The organism is bacterium Scap17 (genome assembly GCA_013376735.1).
In the GTDB taxonomy this organism is placed as follows: Bacteria; Pseudomonadota; Gammaproteobacteria; order Pseudomonadales; family Halomonadaceae; genus Cobetia.
Window position 1 is genome coordinate 1,617,186 of record VINJ01000001.1, and the last position, 22,890, is coordinate 1,640,075.

Annotated in this window: 19 protein-coding genes and 4 pseudogenes; 11 read left to right on the forward strand and 12 right to left on the reverse strand. The window is 57.3% G+C overall.

Features of this window, described 5'->3' with window-relative positions; genetic code table 11:
* Complete coding sequence (locus FLM52_07020; protein NVN55538.1) at positions 1-513, forward strand: signal peptidase II; 513 nt, start codon at positions 1-3, stop codon at positions 511-513.
* A gap of 21 nt (positions 514-534) precedes the next feature.
* Entirely contained in the window at positions 535-1,824 is a 1,290-nt protein-coding gene (locus tag FLM52_07025; protein NVN55539.1) for an ISL3-like element ISPpu12 family transposase, read from the forward strand.
* Here FLM52_07025 and FLM52_07030 read toward each other — a convergent pair.
* A pseudogene (locus tag FLM52_07030) lies at positions 1,793-1,882 on the reverse strand (peptidase M23). The gene FLM52_07025 and the pseudogene FLM52_07030 sit on opposite strands and share 32 nt — an antisense overlap.
* A 335-nt stretch (positions 1,883-2,217) precedes the next feature.
* Here FLM52_07030 and FLM52_07035 point away from each other — a divergent pair.
* A pseudogene (locus FLM52_07035) lies at positions 2,218-3,117 on the forward strand (ISL3 family transposase).
* A gap of 16 nt (positions 3,118-3,133) precedes the next feature.
* Here FLM52_07035 and FLM52_07040 read toward each other — a convergent pair.
* From FLM52_07040 to FLM52_07070, 7 genes and pseudogenes are all read right to left on the reverse strand, one after another.
* On the reverse strand, positions 3,134-3,628 hold the full coding sequence (locus FLM52_07040) for a hypothetical protein (GenBank protein NVN55540.1): 495 nt from the start codon (positions 3,626-3,628) through the stop codon (positions 3,134-3,136).
* Positions 3,629-3,907: 279 nt separating this feature from the next.
* Positions 3,908-4,075: pseudogene (locus FLM52_07045) on the reverse strand (IS30 family transposase).
* 8 nt (positions 4,076-4,083) lie between these two features.
* Positions 4,084-5,077, reverse strand: a pseudogene (locus FLM52_07050) (IS30 family transposase).
* Positions 5,078-5,237: 160 nt separating this feature from the next.
* Complete coding sequence (locus FLM52_07055; GenBank protein ID NVN55541.1) at positions 5,238-5,954, reverse strand: glutathione S-transferase; 717 nt, start codon at positions 5,952-5,954, stop codon at positions 5,238-5,240.
* A 103-nt stretch (positions 5,955-6,057) separates the two neighbouring features.
* Positions 6,058-6,858 (reverse strand): SDR family oxidoreductase, encoded by an 801-nt coding sequence (locus FLM52_07060; GenBank protein ID NVN55542.1) that lies wholly within the window; start codon positions 6,856-6,858, stop codon positions 6,058-6,060.
* A 26-nt stretch (positions 6,859-6,884) separates the two neighbouring features.
* Positions 6,885-7,232, reverse strand: a complete 348-nt coding sequence (locus FLM52_07065) for a cupin domain-containing protein (protein ID NVN55543.1) — start codon at positions 7,230-7,232, stop codon at positions 6,885-6,887.
* A 29-nt stretch (positions 7,233-7,261) separates the two neighbouring features.
* Positions 7,262-7,864: an NAD(P)H-dependent oxidoreductase gene (locus FLM52_07070; GenBank protein NVN55544.1), complete on the reverse strand. Its 603-nt coding sequence runs from the start codon at positions 7,862-7,864 to the stop codon at positions 7,262-7,264.
* A gap of 216 nt (positions 7,865-8,080) precedes the next feature.
* Between FLM52_07070 and FLM52_07075 the strand changes: the two genes are divergently transcribed.
* From FLM52_07075 to FLM52_07090, 4 genes are all read left to right on the forward strand, one after another.
* Positions 8,081-8,452 (forward strand): helix-turn-helix transcriptional regulator, encoded by a 372-nt coding sequence (locus tag FLM52_07075; protein NVN55545.1) that lies wholly within the window; start codon positions 8,081-8,083, stop codon positions 8,450-8,452.
* A gap of 89 nt (positions 8,453-8,541) precedes the next feature.
* Positions 8,542-9,237: an IclR family transcriptional regulator gene (locus tag FLM52_07080; GenBank protein NVN55546.1), complete on the forward strand. Its 696-nt coding sequence runs from the start codon at positions 8,542-8,544 to the stop codon at positions 9,235-9,237.
* Between the two features lie 146 nt (positions 9,238-9,383).
* Positions 9,384-9,791, forward strand: coding sequence for a heme-binding protein (locus FLM52_07085; protein NVN55547.1), 408 nt, complete (start codon positions 9,384-9,386; stop codon positions 9,789-9,791).
* Positions 9,788-10,978, forward strand: coding sequence for an MFS transporter (locus FLM52_07090; GenBank protein ID NVN55548.1), 1,191 nt, complete (start codon positions 9,788-9,790; stop codon positions 10,976-10,978). Before FLM52_07085 ends, FLM52_07090 begins: the two co-directional genes overlap by 4 nt.
* 500 nt (positions 10,979-11,478) lie before the next feature.
* Here the strand turns inward: FLM52_07090 and FLM52_07095 are convergent, their stop codons facing one another.
* Positions 11,479-12,525, reverse strand: a complete 1,047-nt coding sequence (locus FLM52_07095; GenBank protein NVN55549.1) for a helix-turn-helix domain-containing protein — start codon at positions 12,523-12,525, stop codon at positions 11,479-11,481.
* Between the two features lie 117 nt (positions 12,526-12,642).
* Here FLM52_07095 and FLM52_07100 point away from each other — a divergent pair, with 117 nt between their 5' ends.
* The 4 genes from FLM52_07100 to FLM52_07115 all read left to right on the forward strand — a co-directional run bounded on the left by FLM52_07100 (position 12,643) and on the right by FLM52_07115 (position 16,937).
* A complete protein-coding gene (locus FLM52_07100; GenBank protein ID NVN55550.1) occupies positions 12,643-13,455 on the forward strand; it encodes an isocitrate lyase/phosphoenolpyruvate mutase family protein in 813 nt (270 codons plus the stop codon).
* Positions 13,456-14,069: 614 nt separating this feature from the next.
* Entirely contained in the window at positions 14,070-14,843 is a 774-nt protein-coding gene (locus FLM52_07105) for a phage Gp37/Gp68 family protein (GenBank protein ID NVN55551.1), read from the forward strand.
* Positions 14,844-15,111: 268 nt separating this feature from the next.
* A protein-coding gene (locus FLM52_07110) for an IS3 family transposase (GenBank protein NVN55552.1) occupies positions 15,112-16,253 on the forward strand; the annotation gives its coding sequence in 2 pieces (ribosomal slippage) (positions 15,112-15,361 and positions 15,361-16,253; 1,143 coding nt in all).
* Between the two features lie 30 nt (positions 16,254-16,283).
* Positions 16,284-16,937 carry a carbohydrate porin gene (locus tag FLM52_07115; protein ID NVN55553.1) on the forward strand — a complete coding sequence of 218 codons (654 nt, stop codon included), beginning with the start codon at positions 16,284-16,286 and terminating at the stop codon, positions 16,935-16,937.
* 446 nt (positions 16,938-17,383) lie between these two features.
* Here FLM52_07115 and FLM52_07120 read toward each other — a convergent pair whose 3' ends face one another.
* The 3 genes from FLM52_07120 to FLM52_07130 all read right to left on the reverse strand — a co-directional run bounded on the left by FLM52_07120 (position 17,384) and on the right by FLM52_07130 (position 22,607).
* The gene (locus FLM52_07120; GenBank protein NVN55554.1) at positions 17,384-19,075 is read right to left on the reverse strand and encodes a sodium:proline symporter; all 1,692 of its coding nucleotides are present in this window, start codon (positions 19,073-19,075) and stop codon (positions 17,384-17,386) included.
* Positions 19,076-19,769: 694 nt separating this feature from the next.
* Positions 19,770-20,759 (reverse strand): IS481 family transposase, encoded by a 990-nt coding sequence (locus tag FLM52_07125; protein NVN55555.1) that lies wholly within the window; start codon positions 20,757-20,759, stop codon positions 19,770-19,772.
* A gap of 225 nt (positions 20,760-20,984) precedes the next feature.
* Complete coding sequence (locus tag FLM52_07130) at positions 20,985-22,607, reverse strand: BCCT family transporter (protein ID NVN55556.1); 1,623 nt, start codon at positions 22,605-22,607, stop codon at positions 20,985-20,987.
* Positions 22,608-22,890: the final 283 nt, after the last annotated feature.

Below are 22,890 nucleotides of genomic sequence, written 5' to 3' on the forward strand. Positions count from 1 at the left end.
ATGCTCATTATTGGCAAAAAGCTCTCGCCGTATGCCCTATTGTCCATATCGGGCCTGCTGGCAGCGTCTGATCAGGCTGTAAAGTGGCTGGTGCAGCAATCAATGGCCTATGGCGAGTATGTTTCGGTGACCCCGTTCTTTAACTGGGTGCACCTATGGAACACCGGTGCCGCATTCAGTCTTTTTGCGAATGGTGGAGGCTGGCAGCGCTACTTTTTTATCGGAATCGCGGTAGTGGTCTCGATTTTTCTGATCAAGCTGATCCTTGAAAATCGTCATAAAGGAGAAGCCATCGCTTACAGTCTTATCCTCGGTGGCGCCATGGGCAACCTGATTGACCGGGTCTTTCGCGGCTATGTTGTGGATTCCTTTGATTTCTATTGGCGAGACTGGCATTGGCCGGCCTTCAACCTGGCTGATATTGCAATTGTCCTCGGTGCCTTACTTTTCGTTTCCAGCAGCTTGTTGGGTAAAAAAGCAAACACCAATGCCGAGTCGGATGGATCTGACTGACACCTACGCCTATACAACACCATGACCGAACTTCCCGACAACATCCTTCACCTGCCGCAATACCAAGTACTGGGCTGCAAATCAACCGACGACGAAATGCACTTCCAGGTGGACGTGCCCGATCCCATCGCCTGCGAGGAATGCGGCGTGCAGGGTGAGTTCGTACGGTTCGGCAAGCGTGACGTTCCCTATCGTGATCTGCCCATCCACGGCAAGCGGGTCACTCTCTGGGTGGTCCGCCGCCGATACACCTGCCGGGCCTGCAAGACAACATTCAGGCCCCAGCTACCGGAGATGGTGGACGGATTCCGTATGACACTGCGGCTGCATGAGTACGTGGAGAAGGAATCCTTCAACCACCCCTACACCTTTGTGGCGGCACAGACCGGCCTGGACGAGAAGACGGTGCGCGACATCTTCAACGCCCGCGCCGAGTTCCTGGGGCGCTGGCACCGCTTCGAGACGCCCCGCATCCTGGGCATTGACGAGCTATACCTGAACAAGCGCTACCGCTGCATTCTGACCAACATTGAGGAGCGAACCCTGCTCGACCTGCTGGCCACCCGCCGCCAGGACGTGGTGACCAACTACCTGATGAAGCTGAAAGACCGGCAGAAGGTCGAGATCGTCAGCATGGACATGTGGAACCCCTACCGGGCAGCGGTCAAGGCTGTGCTGCCCCAGGCCCGTATCGTGGTCGATAAGTTCCATGTGGTGCGCATGGCCAACGATGCCCTAGAGAGAGTGCGCAAGGGCCTCAGAAAGGAGCTGAAACCGTCCCAGAGCCGGACTCTCAAGGGAGACCGGAAAATCCTGCTGAAACGCGCTCACGAAGTCTCAGACCGGGAGCGCCTCATCATGGAGACCTGGACAGGCGCGTTCCCGCAACTGCTGGCCGCCTACGAGCACAAGGAGCGCTTCTACGGCATCTGGGACGCCACCACACGGCTCCAGGCAGAAGCCGCCCTGGACGAGTGGATAGCCACCATCCCGAAGGGCCAAAAGGAAGTCTGGAGCGATCTGGTCAGGGCAGTGGGAAACTGGCGCGAAGAGACCATGACCTACTTCGAGACGGACATGCCCGTCACCAACGCTTACACGGAGTCCATCAACCGACTGGCCAAGGACAAGAACCGTGAAGGGCGCGGTTACTCCTTCGAGGTGATGCGGGCACGAATGCTCTACACCACGAAGCACAAGAAGAAGGCACCGACTGCGAAGGTCTCTCCTTTCTACAAGAAAACCATCGGTTACGGACTGCCGGACTTCGCAGAGGAACTCAACTACGGAGTCGATCTATCAACCATCTGAGGGTGGTATCAGATTGATGGGGTGAAGGTGCCCCATCAACCATTAAATCCGTATACCCTTTTAATATTGCCTTCTCTTCTTCCACTCGCCGCAGCTTGCGCTTCAGTTCCTGGATCTCACGCTGTTCCGGCGTCAGAGCCTCATCTTTCAGCGGCGCCTTGCCTGCCCGCTCAGCGCGAAGCCTGCGAACCCAATACTCCATGGTGGATTTGCCAACCCCCATGGCCTCACACGCCGCCTTCAGCGTGTAGCCCTGGTCGACCACGAGCTGGGCCGCTTCCAAGCGAAATTCCGGGCTAAACGTTCTTTTCTTCGTCATCATCTGCACCTGATTGTCTCTGTGAGCCATCATACACTCAAAGTCAGGTGGCCAGATTCACTGTGCCACTACAGCCTGTACTCGCCGTCTCTCGGCAATTGGAAGTCACTGACAAGCGTTTGTGGCGCATCGTGCATCATTACGTAGGCCGCATGCAGGGAGACCTGGATCTTTCTCAGGTTGCCAATGTCGGGGTCGACGAAACGGCATCACGTCGAGGGCAACGTTACGTCACCGTATTTCTCGATATGCAACGCCAGCAAGAGCCGGTGATCTTTGCTGTCCAAGGACGTGGCAGAGAGACGATCAAGGCGTTCAGCGCCTTTCTAGAGGCACATGGTGGCGCCCCGGGTAATGTGGTTGAAGTCGTGTGTGACATGTCTCCGGCCTTCCTCAATGGCACTGCGGAACATCTTCCTGATGCTCGAGTGACGGTTGACTGGTTCCATATCGTGCAGACGTTCACCAAGGCGCTGGATGAAGTGCGTAAGCGGGAACGTCGAGAAAAATCCCATCCCAAGGCCCTGCGCTGCGCAGTGCTGAAAAGCATGGATAACCACAACCTGACGGAAAAACAGCTGGTCGCCCTCCGGGAGCTGGTTGCTGATCAAGGGGCTACCGCGAATGCATGGATCATCAAGGAAAAGCTGAGGTGGATTCGTCGCTCACCGACAGCGCGCGGGGCTCGTTGGCGCATCACGAATTACCTCAAAGTGATGCGTGAGGCAGTCGCTGGTCACACGTTTCTCAAGCCAATGGCAAAAGCACTCAATACGTTGGAGCGACATGCCGACCAGGTTGTGAGGCGCTGGTACTCAGGCCTGACGAACGCACGTTTGGAAGGCATGAATGGCCTCTTTCAGGCTGCCAGATCTCGGGCTCGCGGCTACCGAAACGAAAGCAATTTCATTGCGATGATCTACCTGATCGGCAGTCCCGTGGGGCGCATGCTGGATGAAGTCAAATCCACATGAAACGTCGAAGAGCCCATTATTTTTTGTGTGCCACCAGCCAATAAGCGATTCCTAAAGAGACGACGACAGCAGCAGTTGCATATATATACTGAGCAGAAATAGTGTCGAAGTCCATAATGATTACTTTTCTCGCAATAGCCATTAAGGCTGTCGCAATGACCAGTTGTAAAGGAAAAACATCTGTTCCCAGATACAATCGAATATTGACGAATATTTCAATGGCAATTAATACTACCATGAAAGCGCCAAAAAGACGAAAGATATCACTGACCTCAAGTAGAAGATAGGGTGGTGCAGTCAGCTGTTGATATAATACATAAATAATGTCAATAATACCCCAGATGATCACGAGGACCATAAGGCAAGCCAGCACCTTCACGCCGAGTCGAATAACTTTGTGGAGCGCGCGAATTAGTGAGTCCTCGTGCTCCTGTGGAAGCTCCTCATGAATTATATGACGAGTTTTCTCAGTAGCGTCAGGTAGATGATGGTTATTGCTGTCTAAGCTCATGTCATCTCCTTTTGGTATGCTGCAATGCTTTCCTTATATTGTTTTCAGTAAGTCGAGTAAAGTGAAAAATATAGCTTGATTCACACGCTATCCTCTACTACCGGACACGCTATCTTGTCTCTTTATTGATAAGATGATGTATGTATTGCTTGTTGTTTTGCTGTATAATTGACGTTTTACCAGTTAATGCTAGAAAGATCGGAACCATATTGCCATGTTTGCATTGTAGATATGGTGAATGTTCTCTAATAGGCAGGCCCCCTGCTTTACTTCCTGAATTCAAGCAATAAGCGCAGCACCTGCAGTATTCAGGCCTCCTGAGCATTCCCCTAGAAACACCTGCGCCGGTGTCCGGTAGCCGAGTCGCTTTCGAGGACGGTCATTCAGCTTTTCGACCACCTTGCGTAGCACTGCATTGCTGACTTGGCGGAAATCCGTTCCTTTGGGGCCTGAATTCAAGCAATAAGCGCAGCACCTGCAGTATCCAGCCCTCCTGAGTATTCCCCTAGAAACACCTGCGCCGGTGTCCGGTAGCCGAGTCGCTTTCGAGGACGGTCATTCAGCTTTTCGACCACCTTGCGTAGCTCTGCATTGCTGACCTGACGAAAATCCGTTCCTTTGGGGAAGTACTGCCGTATCAGGCCATTCGTATTCTCGTTGGTCCCACGCTGTCCAGAGCAGTAGGGATCGCAGAAGTACATCGCCGCCGTCACGGCCTTGGCCACCGCTTCGTGGCCAGCGAATTCCGAGCCATTGTCCAGTGTGATCGTCTGGACCGCTCCTCGGCGCGGCTTCAACAAGCGGATCATGGCTGCTTGCGTCAACTCGGCCGAGATCCTGGGCAGTCGTGCGGCCAGTAAATAGCCACTTCGACGCCCAACCAGCGTGACCAAGCCTGATTGCTTGTGGCCCTGTATCACGGTGTCGCCCTCCCAGTGGCCGATGAAGCGCCGGTCATCAACCTCATCTGGGCGGTGATCGATACCGACTCGGTTGGGGATCTTGCCCAACCCGGCGCTCTTGGCATGTGTGCGGTGCCTTATTGCGGCGTTTGGGCTGACGGAGATGCCGCCAAAGGTCACCACCCCGTGCCTTGTCGTCCCAGATCAAGGAGTAGATCCATTGATGACTGACGCTAACGCCGGCCAAGGGCGCCATGAAGCCACTGATTTGCTGTGGGCTCCACTCCTCACGTAGCCGACCGTCAACGGCGGCCATCATGCCTGGAAGGCGCTTTGTCCACTTGGTAGCAGTGCGGCGTCGATGATCACTGAGTGTCTGGGCCTGCTCGGGATCATAGCCATCAGCGGTGGCGTTACGGCGAATTTCACGGCTGATCGTGCTGCTGTGGAGGTTCAGCTCCCTGCCGATCTGGCGCTGGCTCATGCCCAAGTCATAACGGGCGTGGATCTGGTATCGTAGGGTCTGGGTCAGCTGTCGGTATTCCATACTCTGCTTCACTTTGGTCGGTGAGCCGAGAAGGGAACCGGCGCTGGCCCTCCTGCCTCTACCGTGCGGTCCAAAGTGCTGCGTTTATTCTATGAGTCCAGGCTTTACCGACCATGATCGTCCTTGATGATCAGAGCCCCATGCACTCTCACAGGTTCACTCACTTTGCGACGTCGCTGGCAAAACGAGCGGCGTTCTCACGTAGAAAATCGCTGTCGTCCGCGTCACCCCAGAAGGCGGGCTGCGCCTTCGGGATGGTCAAGGCCTTCTGGATCTGGGGGCGCGCATCGAGCCGCTCGAACCAGGCCTTCAGATAGTCGAGACCCTCGATCGATACCTTGGCCCAGACGTAGGCGCGTGCCCAGGGGTAGGTCGCCATGTCGGCGATGGTGTACTGATCCCCCGCCAGCCACTCGCGGCCTTCCAGGCGGGTGTTCAGGACCTCCAGCAGGCGACGGGATTCCTCCACGTAGCGCTTGATGGAGAAGGGTTCCTGCTGGCCGTTGGGGGCGGCGATGCGCTGGAAGTACATGGCCTGGCCCATCATCGGGCCGATGCCGCCCATCTGGAACATCAGCCACTGTAGCGTTTCGCTGCGGGCCTTGGCCTCTCTGGGCAGGAAGCGGTCGTACTTCTCGGCCAGGTACCAGAGGATGGCGCCGCTCTCGAACACGGCGAAGTCGTCGTTGCCCCGGTCGACGATGGTGGGAATGCGCCCGTTGGGATTGAGCTTGAGATAGTCGGGCGCCTTCTGCTCCTTCTTGCCGAAGTCGATGAAGGTCAGCTCGTAGGGCACCTCCGCTTCCTCGAGAAAGATGACCGGCTTGTAGCCGTTCATGGTGGCGGCGGTGTACAGGTGAATATCCGGCTGTGACATGGGGAACATCCTCATGGGGGTGACGCGATGAAGGGCGGTGCGCGTCGGGCCCGGTATCCTCTTGCATCGGGCCCGGCGCGCATGGCCGGTTGCCTGTGGACGGTCACATCTGACGGTCCCAGAGGCTCTCCTGGTAGCGCTTCACGTCTTCCTCGAATCGTGCGGGATGCACGTTGCGGAAGGCATGCTCGTCCAGCGGGATGAGGCGCACCATCTCATCGATCATGGAGGAGGGTTCGAGCTGCAGATCGTCCCCGGCGAACAGCTGCTGGGTCTCGCGGATCGGCGCCTCGGGGGTGAAGTTTGTCGCCGGGTCGTACCACTGGTCGAGGGTGTCGTACATGCGGTCGTTGAAGCCGGTGCGGAAGGGGCCCGGGTTGATGGTGGCGACCTTCACGCCCAGCGGTGCCAGCTCTTCATGCAGGAGCTGAGAAATACCTTCCAAGGCATGCTTGGACGCGACATAGGGCGCGAGGTAGGGGAAGGTGGTGAAGCCGGCGATGGACGATACCAGCACGATCTTGCCCTGGCCGCGGCTGGCGAAGGTCTTGGCGTAAGGCTGCACGAACTCGAGGGTCGAGAAGACGTTCGTCTCGAAGACCTTGCGCACGCGCGACACAGGAATTTCGGCGATGGGACCGGTCTCGCCGATCGCCGCATTAGCCACCACAACATCCACCTCGGCGCCGTAGCGCGCAAAGATGCTGTCGCGATTCTGGGCATCGGTGATGTCGAGCTTTTCGACCTCGAGGCGAACCCCTAGCTGATGCGCCTTTTCCTTCAAGGCCGATACCTGAGGCCAGATTTCTACCGTGGCAATCACCCGGTGTCCTTGTTGCGCCAGTGCCAGTGCTGCCCCTTCCGCCAGGCCGCTGCCGGCCCCTGTCATCAGAATGGTCTTCATCGTCTCTCTCCTCGAGATAAGTGCGATTACGCCAGATCGTCGCGATCCAGGCGCTCGAAAATGATGGCCTCGACGGAAGTCCCGCCAACGTTGGTCACCTGGTGCGCCCAGGCCTCGTTGTGCATGACGTCGCCTGCCTCCACGTCACGCTCCACGACATCGCCGCTTTCCAGTGCGATGCGCAGGCGCCCGGCGGAGAGGAAGTAGACGATCTCCTCCGGATGGCGATGAGGCGCATCGGCGGCCCCGGGGGCCATGGTCATGTGTACCAGCCTTGTCTCACCGGTATTGACGAGCTCGCGATAGAACTCCGGGGAGGCCTGGTCGGCCAGCGGTACCGGGCGCCCAGCGCCAGGCCATTGAGATGTTGTCATCAGGTGATTTCCTTAAAGTGGCGGATAGCTCAACCAAAAACATCCTCAAGATGAGCCTCGAAGCGCTCTAGGTCACTGGCAATATCCGGGTTCTTCATCACGTCGAAGGCCCCAAAAGTGGGGAGTGGGCTCATGTCGAAGAAGCGTGCGTTCAGATGCACGGGCGCGACCAGATCATTCAGTGACTTGCCAGCAAAGAAGCGTTCGTCGGGATCATCAAAGGCTTCTGCCGGTGCGTTGAGCGTGATGCTGAGCATGTACTCGGTACCGGTGAGGGTGCCGCCCAGGCCGTAGTTCTCCTTCGGCTTCTCGGCTGTGCGGCCGTCGCCGTTGCAGAAGCGGCCATCCATGCCGGCGGTATAGACCTCATCCATATACTTCTTGAAAGACCAGGGCACCATCATCCAGTTGATCGGGAACTGCATGATTACGACATCGGCCCACTGGTGATCGGCGATCGCTTCCTCGACGTCATAACCTTCTGCAATGCGACTGACGCGCACCTCGTGTCCCTTGTCGGCCAGCCAGGAGCGCGCGCGTTCGACAAGGCTGTCGTTGAGCGCGCCCTTGGCAAACGGATAGGGCTGGTGTCCGTTGATGATCAATACCTTACGCATGAAATCCTCCGCCACGATGGGCAACGAGTAGTGGATCAACAAGCTCTGCAGGCGTTAAGATGACGCGATAGGTAACCAAAAACAACCAGTATACTTTTGGTAACCTTGTTCTTCGGAGGACCGACCGGGCCCGCCCCGGGATGGCCCCTTCTGGGGAGCCCTCGGGAATCGACGAGCGGTTGCAAGTCCAGAGCCCCTTGGCTCTAGGCAGACACGACAGGAGATGTGCGAGTGGATGCGCATGTGACGGAAGATTCGAAAGGCCGGCGTCGAGTCGCGGCGCCCTGCATGGAGCCCTGCGCCATCGAGAAGGGCATGCGCGTGCTCGGTGGCAAGTGGACGGGATCCTTGTTGTGGCATACCAAGGACGGGCCGGTGCGGTTCAACGACCTGGCCCGGATGGTGGGCGGTGCCAGCAAGAAGATGATCACCGAGCGACTGCGCTTTCTTGAGGCGAAGGGATTGATCTCTCGCCATGTGCGCGAGACATCCCCGGTGATTGTGGAATATGCGATCACGCCGCTAGGGGAGACAGCCATCAAGGTGCTCGATGAGCTGCGCGAATGGAGCGAGTCCTTACCGGCCGATGTCGTGGAGGAGTGACGGCATGAAAGCACCATGTACAGAATCACGAGGTGAATACCGCGGCCTCTGGGAGACCCTATGAAGTGGCCCCGACGAAACGATGAGGCATGCTCGTGACCAGGATGATTCAGTCGGTATCACGCAGCTTCCTGCTGCTGGAGGCGCTACGTCACGCAGATAAGCCACTGACATTGGCGAGCCTCAGTGCCGAGGCGGGCCTGAGCAAGACTACCGTTCATGGGCTGCTGGATACCCTGGTGGCGCTGGGCTACGTGCGTCGCCTGTCCGAGGGTTACTGGCTCGGGTTGCGACTTGATGAGCTGGCCGAGCCTCTGGCACAGGAGCGCGAGCAGCTCCGTCAACACTACCGCGCGCTGCTGGACGAGGCTGCGGCGCTGAGTGATGAGACCGTCTATCTGGCCACTCCCTGCGGTAGCCAGGAGTACCTGTATCTTGAGGCCGTGGAGGGTCGGCAGCCGCGTCGTGTCCAGAGTCCTCGAGGGCGCCGGGAATCGCTGCGTCATTCGGCGATCGGCCATGTCTTCCTCGCCAACGATGATGGCCTTCTGCGCCAGGTCAGGCGCAATGGCCCCCTGAGCGATGTGCAGGAGGCCCAGCTTCGGGAGGTCAGCGCCCGCGGCTTCGCGCTGGATCTCGAGGACGTCGAGGCGGGTCTTTGCTGTCTGGCGATCCCCTTGCGGCAGCGGGGCGACTGCGTGGCGGCACTGGGCATGGCAGGGCCGGCCTCGCGCTGGTCACCGTCGCGGTTGAATCGATTGGCGAAGCAGCTACTGGCGCGCTGATTCTCCTGTCCGTCCCGCCGTTCGACATTGTCGAATGTTGGTCGGCATCCGCCGCTCCCCCTATGCCTGCCTGCGCGGCATCGGCATGCTCCTCATCGCGTCGTCGCCGACGGCGCTGATCTTGACCAGTTCTTGAGGAGAATGACATGCATCTTGACGATGCCCACCACATCATCGCCGGTATCCGCCAAGCCGCCGCCGATGAGGGATTCGCCGTCTCGCTGGCCATCGTGGATGCCAGCGGCCTTCAGGTCGCCTTCGAACGTATGGATGGCGCGGTCCCTGGCAGTATCGACGTCGCGATCAAGAAGGCGCGCACGGCGTCGCTGTTCCAGACTGACAGTGCCCAGCTGGGCCAGATCGCCGCCCCGGGAGAGGCGATCTATACCCTGGAGAATACCAACGGAGGCCTGATCAGCTTCGGGGGCGGCGTGGTACTGCGCGATGCACAACAGAGCGTGGTCGGGGCGGTCGGTGTGGCTGGCGCGACCGTCGAGCTGGATGAGACCCTTGCCCAGCTGGGGCCGCGCCTGATGGCCCGGGAGGCGGCATGATGCGCGGCCAGCATCCTGCCGTCCTGGCATTGGCGGTCGCCGCCTTTGCCATCGGCATGGCGGAGTTCATCGTGGTCGGGGTGCTGCCCGCGATCGCCTCCGATCTGGGCGTCACTCAGGATCGTGCCGGTGCGCTGGTGAGTGGCTACGCCCTGGCCCTGGCGATCGGTACGCCGCTGCTCATGCTGACGCTGTCCCGCTTTGCGCCGCGTCGGGTGCTGACGGGGCTGATGACGCTCTTCGTGATTGGCAACCTGTTGTCGGTCGTCGCCCAGGACTTCACCAGCCTGATGCTCGGTCGCGTCATCACCGCCGTGGCGCATGGTGCCCTTTTCGCCTTGGGGGCCACCGTGGCCAGTCGGCTGGCGCCGGAGGGGCGATCCGGCAGTGCCATCGCGCTGATGTTCTCGGGGCTGACGCTGGCCATGGTCGTGGGCGTGCCAATCGGCAGCCTGCTGGGGAACGGCATGGGGTGGCGGATGCCCTTCGTGGCGATTCTGGCCCTGGCGGCCATCGCGCTCATTGCGCTATGGCGTTGGGTCCCGGCCTCGCTGGCGGCTCAGCCGACGGGGAGCTGGGGGGAGCAGCTGTCGGTCCTCGGGCATCTGGTCATCGTGTTGACCATGACGCTGACGGCGCTGGGTTTCGGGGCGACCTTCCCGCTGTTTACCTACATCAGCGCCTGGCTGACCGATCAGACGGGCTTCTCCACGGCGGCCGCCAGTGGCCTGCTGGTCGTCTTCGGTGGCGCCACGCTCGTCGGCAACCTGATGGGCGGGCGACTGGTCGGCGCCATCGGCTGGCGGCGCACGGCCGCCTGGCTACTGGTTGGACTGGCGGCGATCCTGGCGATCATCCACGCCTGGGGCGAGGCTAGGTGGTTGATGCCGGTTTGGCTGGCGGTGTGGGGCGCTTTGGCCTTCGGGCTGTCGCCGGTCTTTCAGTCCGGCATGCTGGCCACGGCCGAGCAGCATCGGCCGCGGGCGGTGGCCTTCGCCTCGGCGCTCAACATCTCGTCGTTCAACATCGGCATCTCGGCCGGCTCCGCCGTGGGGAGTGCACTGGTCGCACAGCAGGCGCTGGGGGTGACACCGCTGGCCGGCAGTGGCTTGGCGATGCTGGCGCTGGGGGCGCTGTGGTTCCAGGGGAAGGTAAACGGCTCTCACCACGCTGAGGCGATGGCGTGATGAAATCTTTCTTCAATTACGATACAGCTCCCTTTGTAAGGAGCATTGGCGGGGTGGAGAGCGCACCACGAGGCGAGAGGAGAGCTGTGGTGTAGTGGGATAGTGAATCTGGCCACCTGATCTTGCCCAGTGGCAGTGGATATCCTATTAAGGAAGTTCGCTGTTGCTGGGCAAGATCTGATGTTTTTGCGCTACCGAATGGAATGACGCTGAGTCTCAGTGGCCGCGGAAATTGCTGGGACAATGCCCCAACAGAGCGCTTCTTCAAAATCCTGAAAACGGAATGATTACCAGAGATCGGCTATCCCAATATTGCTGCGGCGAAGCGATCTGTCAGTGATTATATGGTCGATGACTTTAGTAGCCTCAGGCCGCACAAGCATAACGATGGGTTACCGCCGAACCTGGCAGAAAAGAACTACTGGTATGCATAAAGCTCGGTGGCCAGAAACACTTGACCGCTGCAGGTCAGGCAGTAAGCAAAGGATAGCTTCTTCTAGTCAATTGAAGATCCGAGATCCTACATATAACGAGCTTGTAAAGCGCTTTCTATATTCACGGGGAGAGACCTTCAGGTGGCGTTCGAAAGCGAGTAACAGGCCATCTGATGTATCGTAGCCGCACCAGTTGGCGATTCTTGAAATCGGTTCGTGAGTGCTTTCAAGGTACTGCCGCGCGCGATCTACTCGACGTTGCTCAATGAAACGTCCCGGAGGAATGCCCACTCTTTCTCGAAATTTTCGGTTGAAACTCCTCAAGCTAAGATTGAAATGATCAGCGAGCCTTTCAAGGCGCAAGTCATCTTCAAGATGATCCACGATATATTGCACGAAGGGGTCCGAAGGGGTATCAAAATCGTGGGGAGCCGTTTGGGCATGGAATTGAGCTTGGTTGCCGGGGCGCTTCATGAACATCACCATCGCCTGAGCAACCCTTCTTGCCAATTCGGAGCCGAGATCTTCTTCAATCAATGCGATAGCGAGATCTATAGCAGCCGTGACGCCAGCCGCCGTATAAACACCGTCATCGCTGATATACATTCGTTCTGGATTGAGTTTGACCTTGGGGTACCGCTTCCGGAAGTCGTTAGCCGCAGCCCAGTGCGTGGTTGCTAACTTTCCATCGAGAAGCCCCGCCTCAGCCAGGATGAACGCGCCGGTGCAGGCACTTACGGTGCGGCGAACGCGCGGTGCCATCATCCTGATCCAGTCAATGAAGTCGGTGTCATTTAGGCATTCATCGTCATCATCGACAGCCTGGACGATCAGTGTGTCCACTGCGCCCTCGAGCTCATCATAGGCTTTGGATGCCACGATGCTGAGCCCTTGGACGTTGTAAATTGTTCCCTTTCCACGTGATACGACTTCCACCTGATAGGCGGGAGGTTGACCGGCCTGTTCCAAAAAGAAAGTCGTTTCTGAAAAAGTTCTTATAAAATCAATATATTCCAAAGAAGAAGAGGCATGGTTGGTGACAATGACGACACGTCTTGGGAAGCCATCTCTATTCAACGCGGTTTGTAGCGTGGGAACTTGGTAGTGAGGCATGGGCAATCCAAAGGGGGGAGCAAGATGGCACGATCGTCGGGATATCTGTCATTGTGACACGGCTTTGACAGTTACACCATCTAGGATTGAAAAACGCAGTTACTGAGAGGGCGAGAAATGCCGACACAGCTGGAGAAAGCTCAGACAATGAAGGCCCTTCACGAAGGTTCTGAGACCTTCCTGATACCAGGGCCGTGGGATGTTGCCTCGGCGCGCGTATTCGAGGCACTCGGATTTCAGGCGCTGGCCACGACGAGCGGTGGGTTGGCGTACGCCCTGGGCAAGCTTGATGGGGAAGTCACCCTCGATGAGAAGCTGGCCCATTGCCGCGCTCTTTCAGAGGCCACCCAGATCCCGATCACGGCCGATTTGGAGAATGGCTACTCTCACCACCCGGACGGTGTTGCGGAAACGATTCGCCGAATTGCAGAAACGGGCGTTGTTGGTGGTTCTATAGAGGACTGGAGTGGTGAGGGCATCTACGACTTCAACCATGCTGTCGAACGGATCGAGGCAGCGGTCGAGGCTGCGAGGTCCCTCGATTTTCCGTTTTCCGTCATTGGCCGCTGTGAGAATTTGCTTCGCGGGAAGAATGACATGGACGACACCATTCGCCGCTTGAAAGCCTATGAAGCTGCAGGCGCTGATGTCTTGTTTGCTCCCGGTTTGCGCACGGCGGAGGAAGTCAAAGCGGTGGTGGATGAGATCAAGACTCCGCTGAGCGTTGTGGCAATGTCGCCCGATCTCTCGGTTGCCAAGCTGGCCGGGGCCGGTGCAAGAAGGGTAAGTATCGGAGCCGCCATGGCAATGGCTACCTACGCCGCCCTGATCGAGGGGGCGCGCGAGATGAAGGAAGAGGGTACTTTCGATTGGATGAAAAAACTCTCATCGGAAAACGCCATAGAGCCGTTGCTCACGTCTCGTCGTTAATTCGCAGCAATCACAAAGCTCATGCATCTAACTTTATTTTATATAAAGTTATAAGAGTTTGGGGGGTATGCAATCGTAGGCCTTCTATACAGCTGAAGGCTTGGAGGAAGTCCAGTAAACCGAAGGGTTGGATATGCCATTCGAACCTTCTGATGTCGAGATCAGCTCAACCGGTTACATGGCCTTCGCATACGGTAAGATTTTCATGAAGCTTCTGAATGAGAGTCAGATGAAAGAAAAATATGATCTGTACGTCATTGACTACAAGACGTCAAAAGCTTTTTAACACAAAGAGGCTCGCCACTCTTAGCTATACGAACAACATAGAGTTTGGTCAGGCTGCATGTTTTTCGATGGAGAAATACTGATCTTTGGTTTCTGAAACAGGGCGTCGTTCCTATGCATTTGGTCTTCGAGGCTTAGTTCAATGAAGAGGTTCGAGTTTTATACAAAACCGTCATGGCTGAGGGGGCGACGGACAACGGTGGTCCTGGTTATCGCGAAGACAACTGGGCAGGCTATTGCGCGGCTTTCGTTATAGTCCCAGATAGACACAATATTGAGGCGGCCTATTGGGACTATGACAAAGCCGGCGAAAAAGGTACTGAGTAACCATGACAACGACGGAAGACGGAAAGATCTCCTACGATGAGGAGATGAAGATCGACGCCAAGACCTGGAACCCGTTTACCGGGTGTACGAAAGTTTCTCCGGGTTGTAAGCACTGCTACGCAGAAACCATCGCCGCGAAACTCCATAAATGGGGCACGTCGGGCTACGAAAACGGCTTCGAGTTCACGATTCACCCGGACCGCATAGAAAAAGCAGCGCCCCTGAAACGCAAGAAGCCGACGTTCTACTTCATCAACTCCATGAGCGACATCTTTCACGAAGATGCGGACGATGCGAGCATCGATCAGGTGATGGATGTTGTCAGAAAAGCACACTGGCATGTGTTCTACATTCTGACCAAGCGAAGCCAAAACATGCGAGCGTATTTCGACAGGCGAGAGGCTCCCGAAAACCTGTGGGCGGGAGTGACTGTTGAAGACCGGAAGTATGGCCTCCCGCGCCTTGAAGATCTCAAGAAAACAAGGGTGAGGAACAAGCATATCTGTTGTGAGCCTCTCCTGGATGACCTTGGTGAGCTGGACATGTCTGGCATACGGCTTGTGGTAGGTGGCGGAGAAAGTGGACCCGAGGCTCGGCGCGCGATGCCCGAATGGGTAAGCTCTCTCCGTGATCAATGCCTTGCCCAGAACGTCCATCTGTATTGGAAACAATGGGGAACCTATGGCCCTGATGGCTCTCGCAGCAGCAAAAGTCGAACGGGGAATTTGATCGAAGGTAAGTCCTACCTGTCCATTCCCGATGAGCTTTCGATATGATGAATTTAGTTAAAGAAATTTTTATCGAATTATCCTGTAGTTCAGGGAAGGCATTGTCTGTTGGACGATCTCTATATCATTACATCCGCAATCTACCTCGCCATTTCTTCGGTAGGTGTAAGATCTCGGATGCTCAATTGACTAGAATAAGCTATCCTTTGCTTGCTGCCAGAGGGCTTCTTCGTCAGTTCGTTCAGGAGCATCGTGAAGTGGTCCAATTGGAGCGGACACCCCGATAAGCCTCATAATAGAGGCGATGGAGGTGTTCATGACCAAGAAGACTCGACGTCGGTATTCCGATGAATTCAAGGCCGATGCGGTGAGCCTGGTGAGCGATCAGGGATATACCGTATCCGAGGCAGCTCGGCGCCTGGGAGTTGACCGTAGCTTGTTGGACCGTTGGTGCCGCAAGCAACGTCAACAGACTTCAGGCGCCTCGATCCAACACGCGGATGATCGCGACGACGAGATCAAGATGCTCCGCGAAGAGGTTCGTAAGCTTCAGATTGAAAAGGATACTTTAAAAAAGGCGGCGGCCTTCTTCGCCAAAGAATCGAGCTGAGAAATCAGTTCATCGAATCGGAGAAGGCCGCCTATCCAGTGGCCTTGCTGTGTCGGGTCATGCAGGTCAGCCGGAGTGGTTTCTATGACTGGCGACGGCGTGGCCCAGATGATCATCGCCAGGCCCTTCATCGTGAGGTCAGAGAGACCCACCGCCGGAAACGAGGCAGCTACGGCAGCCGCCGCATCGCCAAAGAGCTGCAACGTCGTGGCTACGAGGTTGGCCGTTACCAGGCCCGGAGTCTGATGCGGGAAGCCGGCGTAGAAGCAAAGCAGCGGTGCCGCTGGCGTCATACGACCGACAGTGAGCACAGCCTTCCGGTGGCGCCCAGCCTGCTCAACCGTCAGTTTTTGGTGTCGGAATCGAACCGGGCCTGGGTGGCCGATATCACGGCGATCTGGACGTTGGAAGGGTGGCTCTACTTGGCGGCAGTGCTCGACCTCCACGACCGGCAACTTGTGGGTTGGGCGATGGCAGGCCACATGCACACACAGTTGGTTCTGGACGCCTTGGAGATGGCCGTAGGGCGCCGGCAGCCCAAGAGCGGATTGATCCACCATAGCGACCGCGGCAGCCAGTACGCGTCACATGACTACCGATCCACGCTGGATCGGCACGGGTTCCAGACCTCCATGAGCCGCAAGGGAAACTGCTGGGACAATGCTGTTATGGAGCGGTTCTTCAGCTCACTGAAAAGCGAGTGGCTGGCTGACCAGCGATATGGAGCCCGCCAAGCAGTACGGCGAGATGTAATCGAATATATCGAGATGGAGTACAACAGCTGCCGACTCCACTCGACCTTGGGCTACCGAACGCCGAGGGATATTGAACTGGCTGCTGCGGCTTAAAAATGTGTCCGCTCTCACGTGACCAGAACAATGGTTAGTGCCCTGTCGGCGGCAGACAATGAAGAGCGCGCCATGGACACGGGGGCCGAAGCGGCCGATTCCGGCTTCCACACCATGCTGGCCTACCATGGAGACAGCTTCTTTGGCCTCGCCGATGGCAGCTTCAAGGCCGCCGTGCTGCATGGCCGCGGGCTCGGCGCGGAGACCAAGGTCATCGGGGCTGACGGGAACCTGACGGATGACGCCACCTCTACTCGCCTGGGGCTTTACGGCACGACCTATCTCGCACCCAAGTGGCGCTTCGCACCAGCCGTTCTGGCAGAGGTGAGCAAAGATCGCTACGACGACGGAGATGAGTATTCCTGGGCGACCTTCAATGCGCGTCTGGCCAATGAGCTGACGACGAATTTCGAGATGCAGTACGAGCTGAGCTATCAATGGATGGACCTGGACCCCGGCTCGACAGGCAATGCCGTAGAAGGCGGGTATCGCAAGTTCACCATTGCACCGACCTTCAAGCCTGAAATCGGTGGCTTCTGGAAGCGTCCGGAAATTCGCTTGTTCGCGTCCTGGAGTGACTGGGATGAAGAGCTCAATGATTACTCCGAAGACGATGCCCTCGGGAGTGCAGGCTTTACGGGAGGCGAATGGGCCTTCGGTGTCCAGAGCGAGGTATGGTTCTAGGAGCAGGGTGCTAAGACCGTCATCGCCTGCCAGTGTTTCGATCTTGCCCGTGGAAATGTGCTCGATTTTCTGATGGTCAGCGTGGTCTCAACGACAGTGCCGGTCCCAAGCGGGTCTGGAAGTTCAAGAATGATCCCGCGCATGAGTGGATCGTCGAGCAGGTGTGATAGATAGGCTATTCTTCGGTAAGTTGTAAAAAAGCCCGCCTCTGGACATTCCAGAGGCGGGCTTTTGCGTTCATGGCGTCACATTACGCCAAGAGCTTCATACCAGCTCGCGCTTTTCTTCACGTGCGATGCGACGATCACGTGCGACCGCGCGACAGATGACGATCAATACCGCCAGGGTGAGTGCTGGCCATATCAGTACATAGGTAGCGAAAAGCAATGTCATGGGGCATGTCTCCTGTTGTCCGTCTTCAGACGTTATCCAGCTTCATGCGAGGCTCAGGCCGCCGGCTGTGGCTGGTTGGGCGCTGAAGTCTTGTGGTCGTCTGCGTCGAGTGCTTCGTCATAGTTGCCGACACGTGCGGTGATGGTGTCGAAGTCGAAACGCTCCTGGCGGCTGGCGAGGCTCATGACCACACACACCAGAGTGCTGGTGCCGTAAGCGGTCAGTGAGGCGAGCAGAACGGTGTAGTCACGCAGGAAGTCGGTCGCGAAGATCAGCATGGCGATCATGGCCGCGATTCCAGCCAGGATGCCGAGAATGCGCCCCAGGAAGCCGAACACCATCAGTCCGATGATCACGCCGCCACCGATGCTGGCGAGCAGTTCGAAGAACAGACCGCTCATACCCGTCAGCGGCACCAGTTCAAAGCGTGCCAGACAGAACATCAGCATCGCGACGATGACCGACGTGGTGAAGGCGGTATTGGTCACTCGGTTCCAGAAACAGCTGGCGATGACCGGGAAGACGATCGCGCCCCACAGAGCCCCGACGAAGACCAGCATTACCAGGATATCCAGTGAGAAGCTGGCGAAGACGATGCCCAGCACCGCGGCGATGATCATGGTCAAGCGGCCGATGAAGAGCATGCGCTTCGGGTCTGGCTTGCCGCGGGCGATATTCTTGCCATAGACGTCGGCCATGATGATGGCGGACAGTGCGGAGAGGTCGGAATCCGCGGTAGAGGACAGCGAGCCGATCACCAGAATGAAGAACAGCGCGATGAAGAACGGCGGCAGATACTCGGACACCATCTGCGGGATGAGGTTGTTCATGTCGCCGTTGAGCGGCTCCACCCCGAGTGTCAGTGCCATCAGGCCAATCATGCCCAGGCCGATGACGATGGCCCCATAGCCCAGCGTCGCGGTGAGGAAGGTCGGCTTGATGTGGTCTTCGTTGACGGCGAACAGGCGCTGGGAAATGGTCTGGTTGCCGATCGCATAGGCCAGTACCGCGACGAAGAAGGGCGCACCCTGATTCAGGATGGCATCCGTCGAAAAGAAGTCGGCCTGCTCGGGCGTCAGGTTATCCAGGCCAGCGACCAACTCTGTCGGGCCACCCATCGCAAAGAACACCGCCGGAATGATCACGATGGCGATCGCCATCAGGGCAACCAGTTGCGCGAAGTCGGTCAGTACCGAGGCGCGGAAGCCGGACCACAGGGTATAGAACAGCACCCCCACGCCCGCCATGATCACGCCCGCCTGGAAGGACAGCGGCGAGAGCACGGAGACGAGCGCCCCGGCGGCGGTGAAGTTGACCATCAGGCTGATCACGCTACCCAGCAGGTTGGAGAGCGCCAGAATCAGCTGACTGGAGGAGCCGTGGCGCGCATGGATCAGCTCGCCCAGTGTATGCGCATTGGGCGCCAGCTTGCGGAAGCGGCGACCGAAGGGGTAGATGAACAGGATCATCAGTGCACCCCACAGGCCATAGTGGATCGGCCCTGAGACACCATAGGTATAGCCGGAGGTGGCGGCGGCATAGAAAGAGGCCGCCCAGATCCAGGTAGCCGTCATGCTGGCAGCACCCATGCCGAAGCCAACGCGATGGTTGGAGACCATGAAGGCATCGGCATCTTCATTTTTCTTGCGGATCCCCAGCGTCATCAGGTAGGTGCCGCCATAGAAGGCAAGCAGCAGCAGTACGACAGTCAGGGTAGAGAATTGATATAGCGATTCGTTGTTCAAGAACTGGCCCTCGGTAGGGAAACAGGGCGCTACGCAACGCAGTTGCCCGAGGGCAAACGGTTGTCGATAGCGACGAGTAAGGAGGGGAAGGTTCTTAGCCGTGGACGTAGTTCTGCGTCATTTGCTCAAGCAAATGGCATCCAGCGCAGCACGTGGGCCGCGTCATCAATAATCGGCAATCTCGGTCAATGAAGACGGAGTTGGTGGCACTTCCCGGTCAGGCGGGAACTTGGGGGAGGGCGGCGTGGCATGCATCTGCCTTCATCGGAATAATGATATCGCATACGCGTCCTTGTTATCGGTCAAGCCTTGCAAGGGCGCTGATGCGAGTTGTTGGTCAGCCCCAAGCTTGGCGAAACGGTGTTTTTATTTTCTCTCGTTATCAAATTCGTTGGCAACGATAAATTATGCGCATGTCAATGTCCACACCCTGGCGGGGAAAGCTTGCCTCTCATTCACGTCAACGGTGGTTGGACGAGTGGGTGCGACGATGTTCAGTTGCGTGACACGTGCCAGAGCAGCATGGAAGACATGACGTATTATATAAATAATATTACTCGGCATGAGTTGTGTTTATTTGCTGAGTGTTCTGAATGGTGCCAGAGAGTGGAATAAATCGTTGTCATTACGTCATGCGTATTACTTGTCCAATGCTTGTGGAAAAGACTCCCTCAATGGCCCAGGCAACGGCTGACTAGGTGTCGGGTTCCGTCTGATTGACTATAGCTTGCGTAAACAGCTCAGGTCGTTCGACCTGCCACTCCTTCATTGCTGCTATAGGCGCTTTGTGGTGTAGTGCCTTCTGAGGAATGTGGTGGTTATAGAGCCAGCAATAACGCTCGAGTGTCTGTTCTAAATCCTCACTTGAGTCATAACGCCGAGTCGCCAGAACATCGCTGATACGCCCATTGAAGCGCTCCACCATCCCGTTCGTTTGGGGTCTGCCTGGCCTGATCAATCGATGCTCAATACCATGGTTCTGACATTCCTGATCGAAAAGATGATTTCCACTGGGCTTACGTTCGCCACCCACGGTGAAGCGATCGGTAAAGGATTTACCATTGTCCGTGAGCACGGTTCGAATCGTGAAGGGAGCCTCCTCTTCTGCACGCTTCATGAACGCCTGGGCGTCCTTTGCAGATTGACTTGATCTGACCTCCAGATACACCCACCGAGTGGCACGATCAATCGCGACGTAGAGATAACGCTTCTGATCTTCGTCAGGCATTTGGGGCAGGTGCTTGATATCAATGTGCACATACCCGGGCTCATAATCCTTGAAAGGCCGATGCTTGGGCTTCTCGTCCTCCTTCGCATCTTGACGCGCCAGCTTGGCGAGAGTCGGTACATCACGTCGTTTGAGCATGCGCTGAAGCGCGGAACGCGACAGATTGGGGTTCAGGAATTCCCGAGCAACGACAAGTAGATCATCGAGCCCCAAGCGAAGCAGTTCACGAGCGGCAATGACGATCTCTTCCTGTTCTGAGGTCAGAGTCGCGAGTAGGTTATGACGTGTGTGGGAGCGATCCAGGACATCATCACGATAGCGCCAGCGCTGTATAGTTGAGACGCTGACCCCGAACTGACGAGCGAGATCTTTGTTCGTCATGCTCGAAGGAGCTGCTTGGATGTCGGCACGGATTTTCGGTGTCGTCGTCGCTTGCTTATGCAGCTTGATGTCCATGAAGCTTTTCCTGAATCAATTGCTTGATGAGCTCACGAGAGGCTAACAAAGGATAGCTTCGTTGTGAAATCCGATCATCCGGCACCCTACAACTAGGCTTGGAAGAGGACGTTGCTTGATGGGAGGGGGGGTCTTCAAAGCGGCCGGCCCACGGTATAACGCCCTGTCTGAAGACAGGGCGTTATAAACATGCCCAAGGTAGGCATGCGCAGCGCAAGGCTTGGCTTACCGAGAGCTTTCTGCCGTCTTGCGAGTGCTTTCCCAGCGCAGGTGCGCTTCAGGAGAATAGCTACGTGATGGCGTGTGCTCGAGACCGATCTTGGCGGTACCGATCGACACCAGACGCAGCAGGGACGCCGTGGCGGCAATCACGATGAACAGCGCCGGCACACCGCCGAGGTTGGAGAGCATCTTGATGCCGTCAATGCCCACGAAGGCCGTCATGATCCAGGCGACGGCGCCGATGGTGCAGCCCCAGATGATCTTCATGAGCAGACGATCATTGGTGTTCTCGTCGCTGTCTCCGGCCATGGCGGCCTGGCTGTCGGTGCTGCACAGCTGGCTGATCGCTTCGGTGTTGGAGTCGGCTGCCGTCACGAAAGACAGGAAGGCGATGATCAGGAAGATGGCGCTGACCAGGGTGCTCATCGGCAGTTCATCAAACAGGGCATAGATGACGGAGCCTGCACCAGACTCATTCAGCAGTTGGTAAAGCGCACCGCCACTTTGCATGTCGAACTGGATAGTGGAGCTTGCGAAGACACTCACGTAGGTGATCGAGAACAGTGCCGGCGCGACCAGGTTGATCAGCATGAACTGGCGCACGGTATAGCCACGGGAAATCTTGCCCAGGAACAGGGCGGAAATCGGTGCCCATGCCATCCAGTTGGCCCAGTAGAAGATACTCCAGCTTTTCGGCCACGGATCGTCATCGAAGGCCCCGGTGAACAGGCTCTTTTGCATGAAGTTGTTGAAATACTCACCTGCGGCTTCGGTGCCATAGCCAAGAATGGTCTGGGTCGGGCCACACAGGAAGACGAAGGCCATGAAGACGAAGAAGGCCTTGGCATTGATGGCGGAGAGACGCGCAATGCCTTTCTGCAGACCACTGGCCGCGGAGGCGGTAAAGCAGGCCACGATGGCCAGAGTCACCAGTGCCAGCATCAGCGGACCAGTGCCGGTGCCCAGAAAGCGGTCCAGCCCACCGGCCAGTGTCATGGCGCCGGTGCCCAATGACGAGGCCATGCCGCAGACCAGTGCAAACAGCGCCAGTGCATCCAGCGCACGTCCCTTGCGACCTATCAGGCGATCACCCAGAAGCGGCACGAAGAGCGTCCCGAGCGAGAACGGCTTGCCCAGGTTGTAATGCATCAGAGCGAACAGCAATGCCGGGACGGTATAGATCGCATAGGGCGTGAATGACCAATGCAGGAACATCGTCGAGAGCGCGAATCTGGCAGCCTCAGGTGTATTGGCAACCACATCGAGTGAACCTGGTGGAGTATGCAGGTGATAGAGCGGTTCTGCGGTCGACCAGAACATGATGCCGACGGCCAGGGTGGTACATAGCGTGATGGAAAACCAGCGCCAGGGTGTCAGGATCCGCGTGGCATTTTCACCCCCGATCCGGGTCCGGCCCAGTGGTGAGAGGTAAGTGATCAAGCATGTCACCACCATCGCCAATGCCGTAATCGAGAACAGCCAACCGAATTTGTCGAGTACCCAGTCATTCAAGGCCGTCGTGGTGGCGAGGAATCCTTCGAGATTGATGAGACTTGCTGCCACCGCGACCATCAACAGGATGAACGGTGGCCAGAAGACCAGGGGGCGGATGGAGGAGCCAAACATACGCATTCCTATAATTTCTTGTGAGGGTGCGGATGCTAACTCATAAAATTCTGTTTTGTCAGCGTTGAGATTCGCTCACCAACGGCGTATATACGCGCGCGTTCATGTAATGCGCTGGCGGGATTTCCAGAAAGTGCTGTCCGGAAATTGCGTCAGTGACTAACGCCCCCGAGCCGTTACGCAGACTGCATGGCCCACGACACTGTGCGCGCCATGACACTCAAGAGAAAACCACGACACCCCCGTCGCCTCTCGGCCCGGGGGTGTCGTGGTTTCTCCTTGA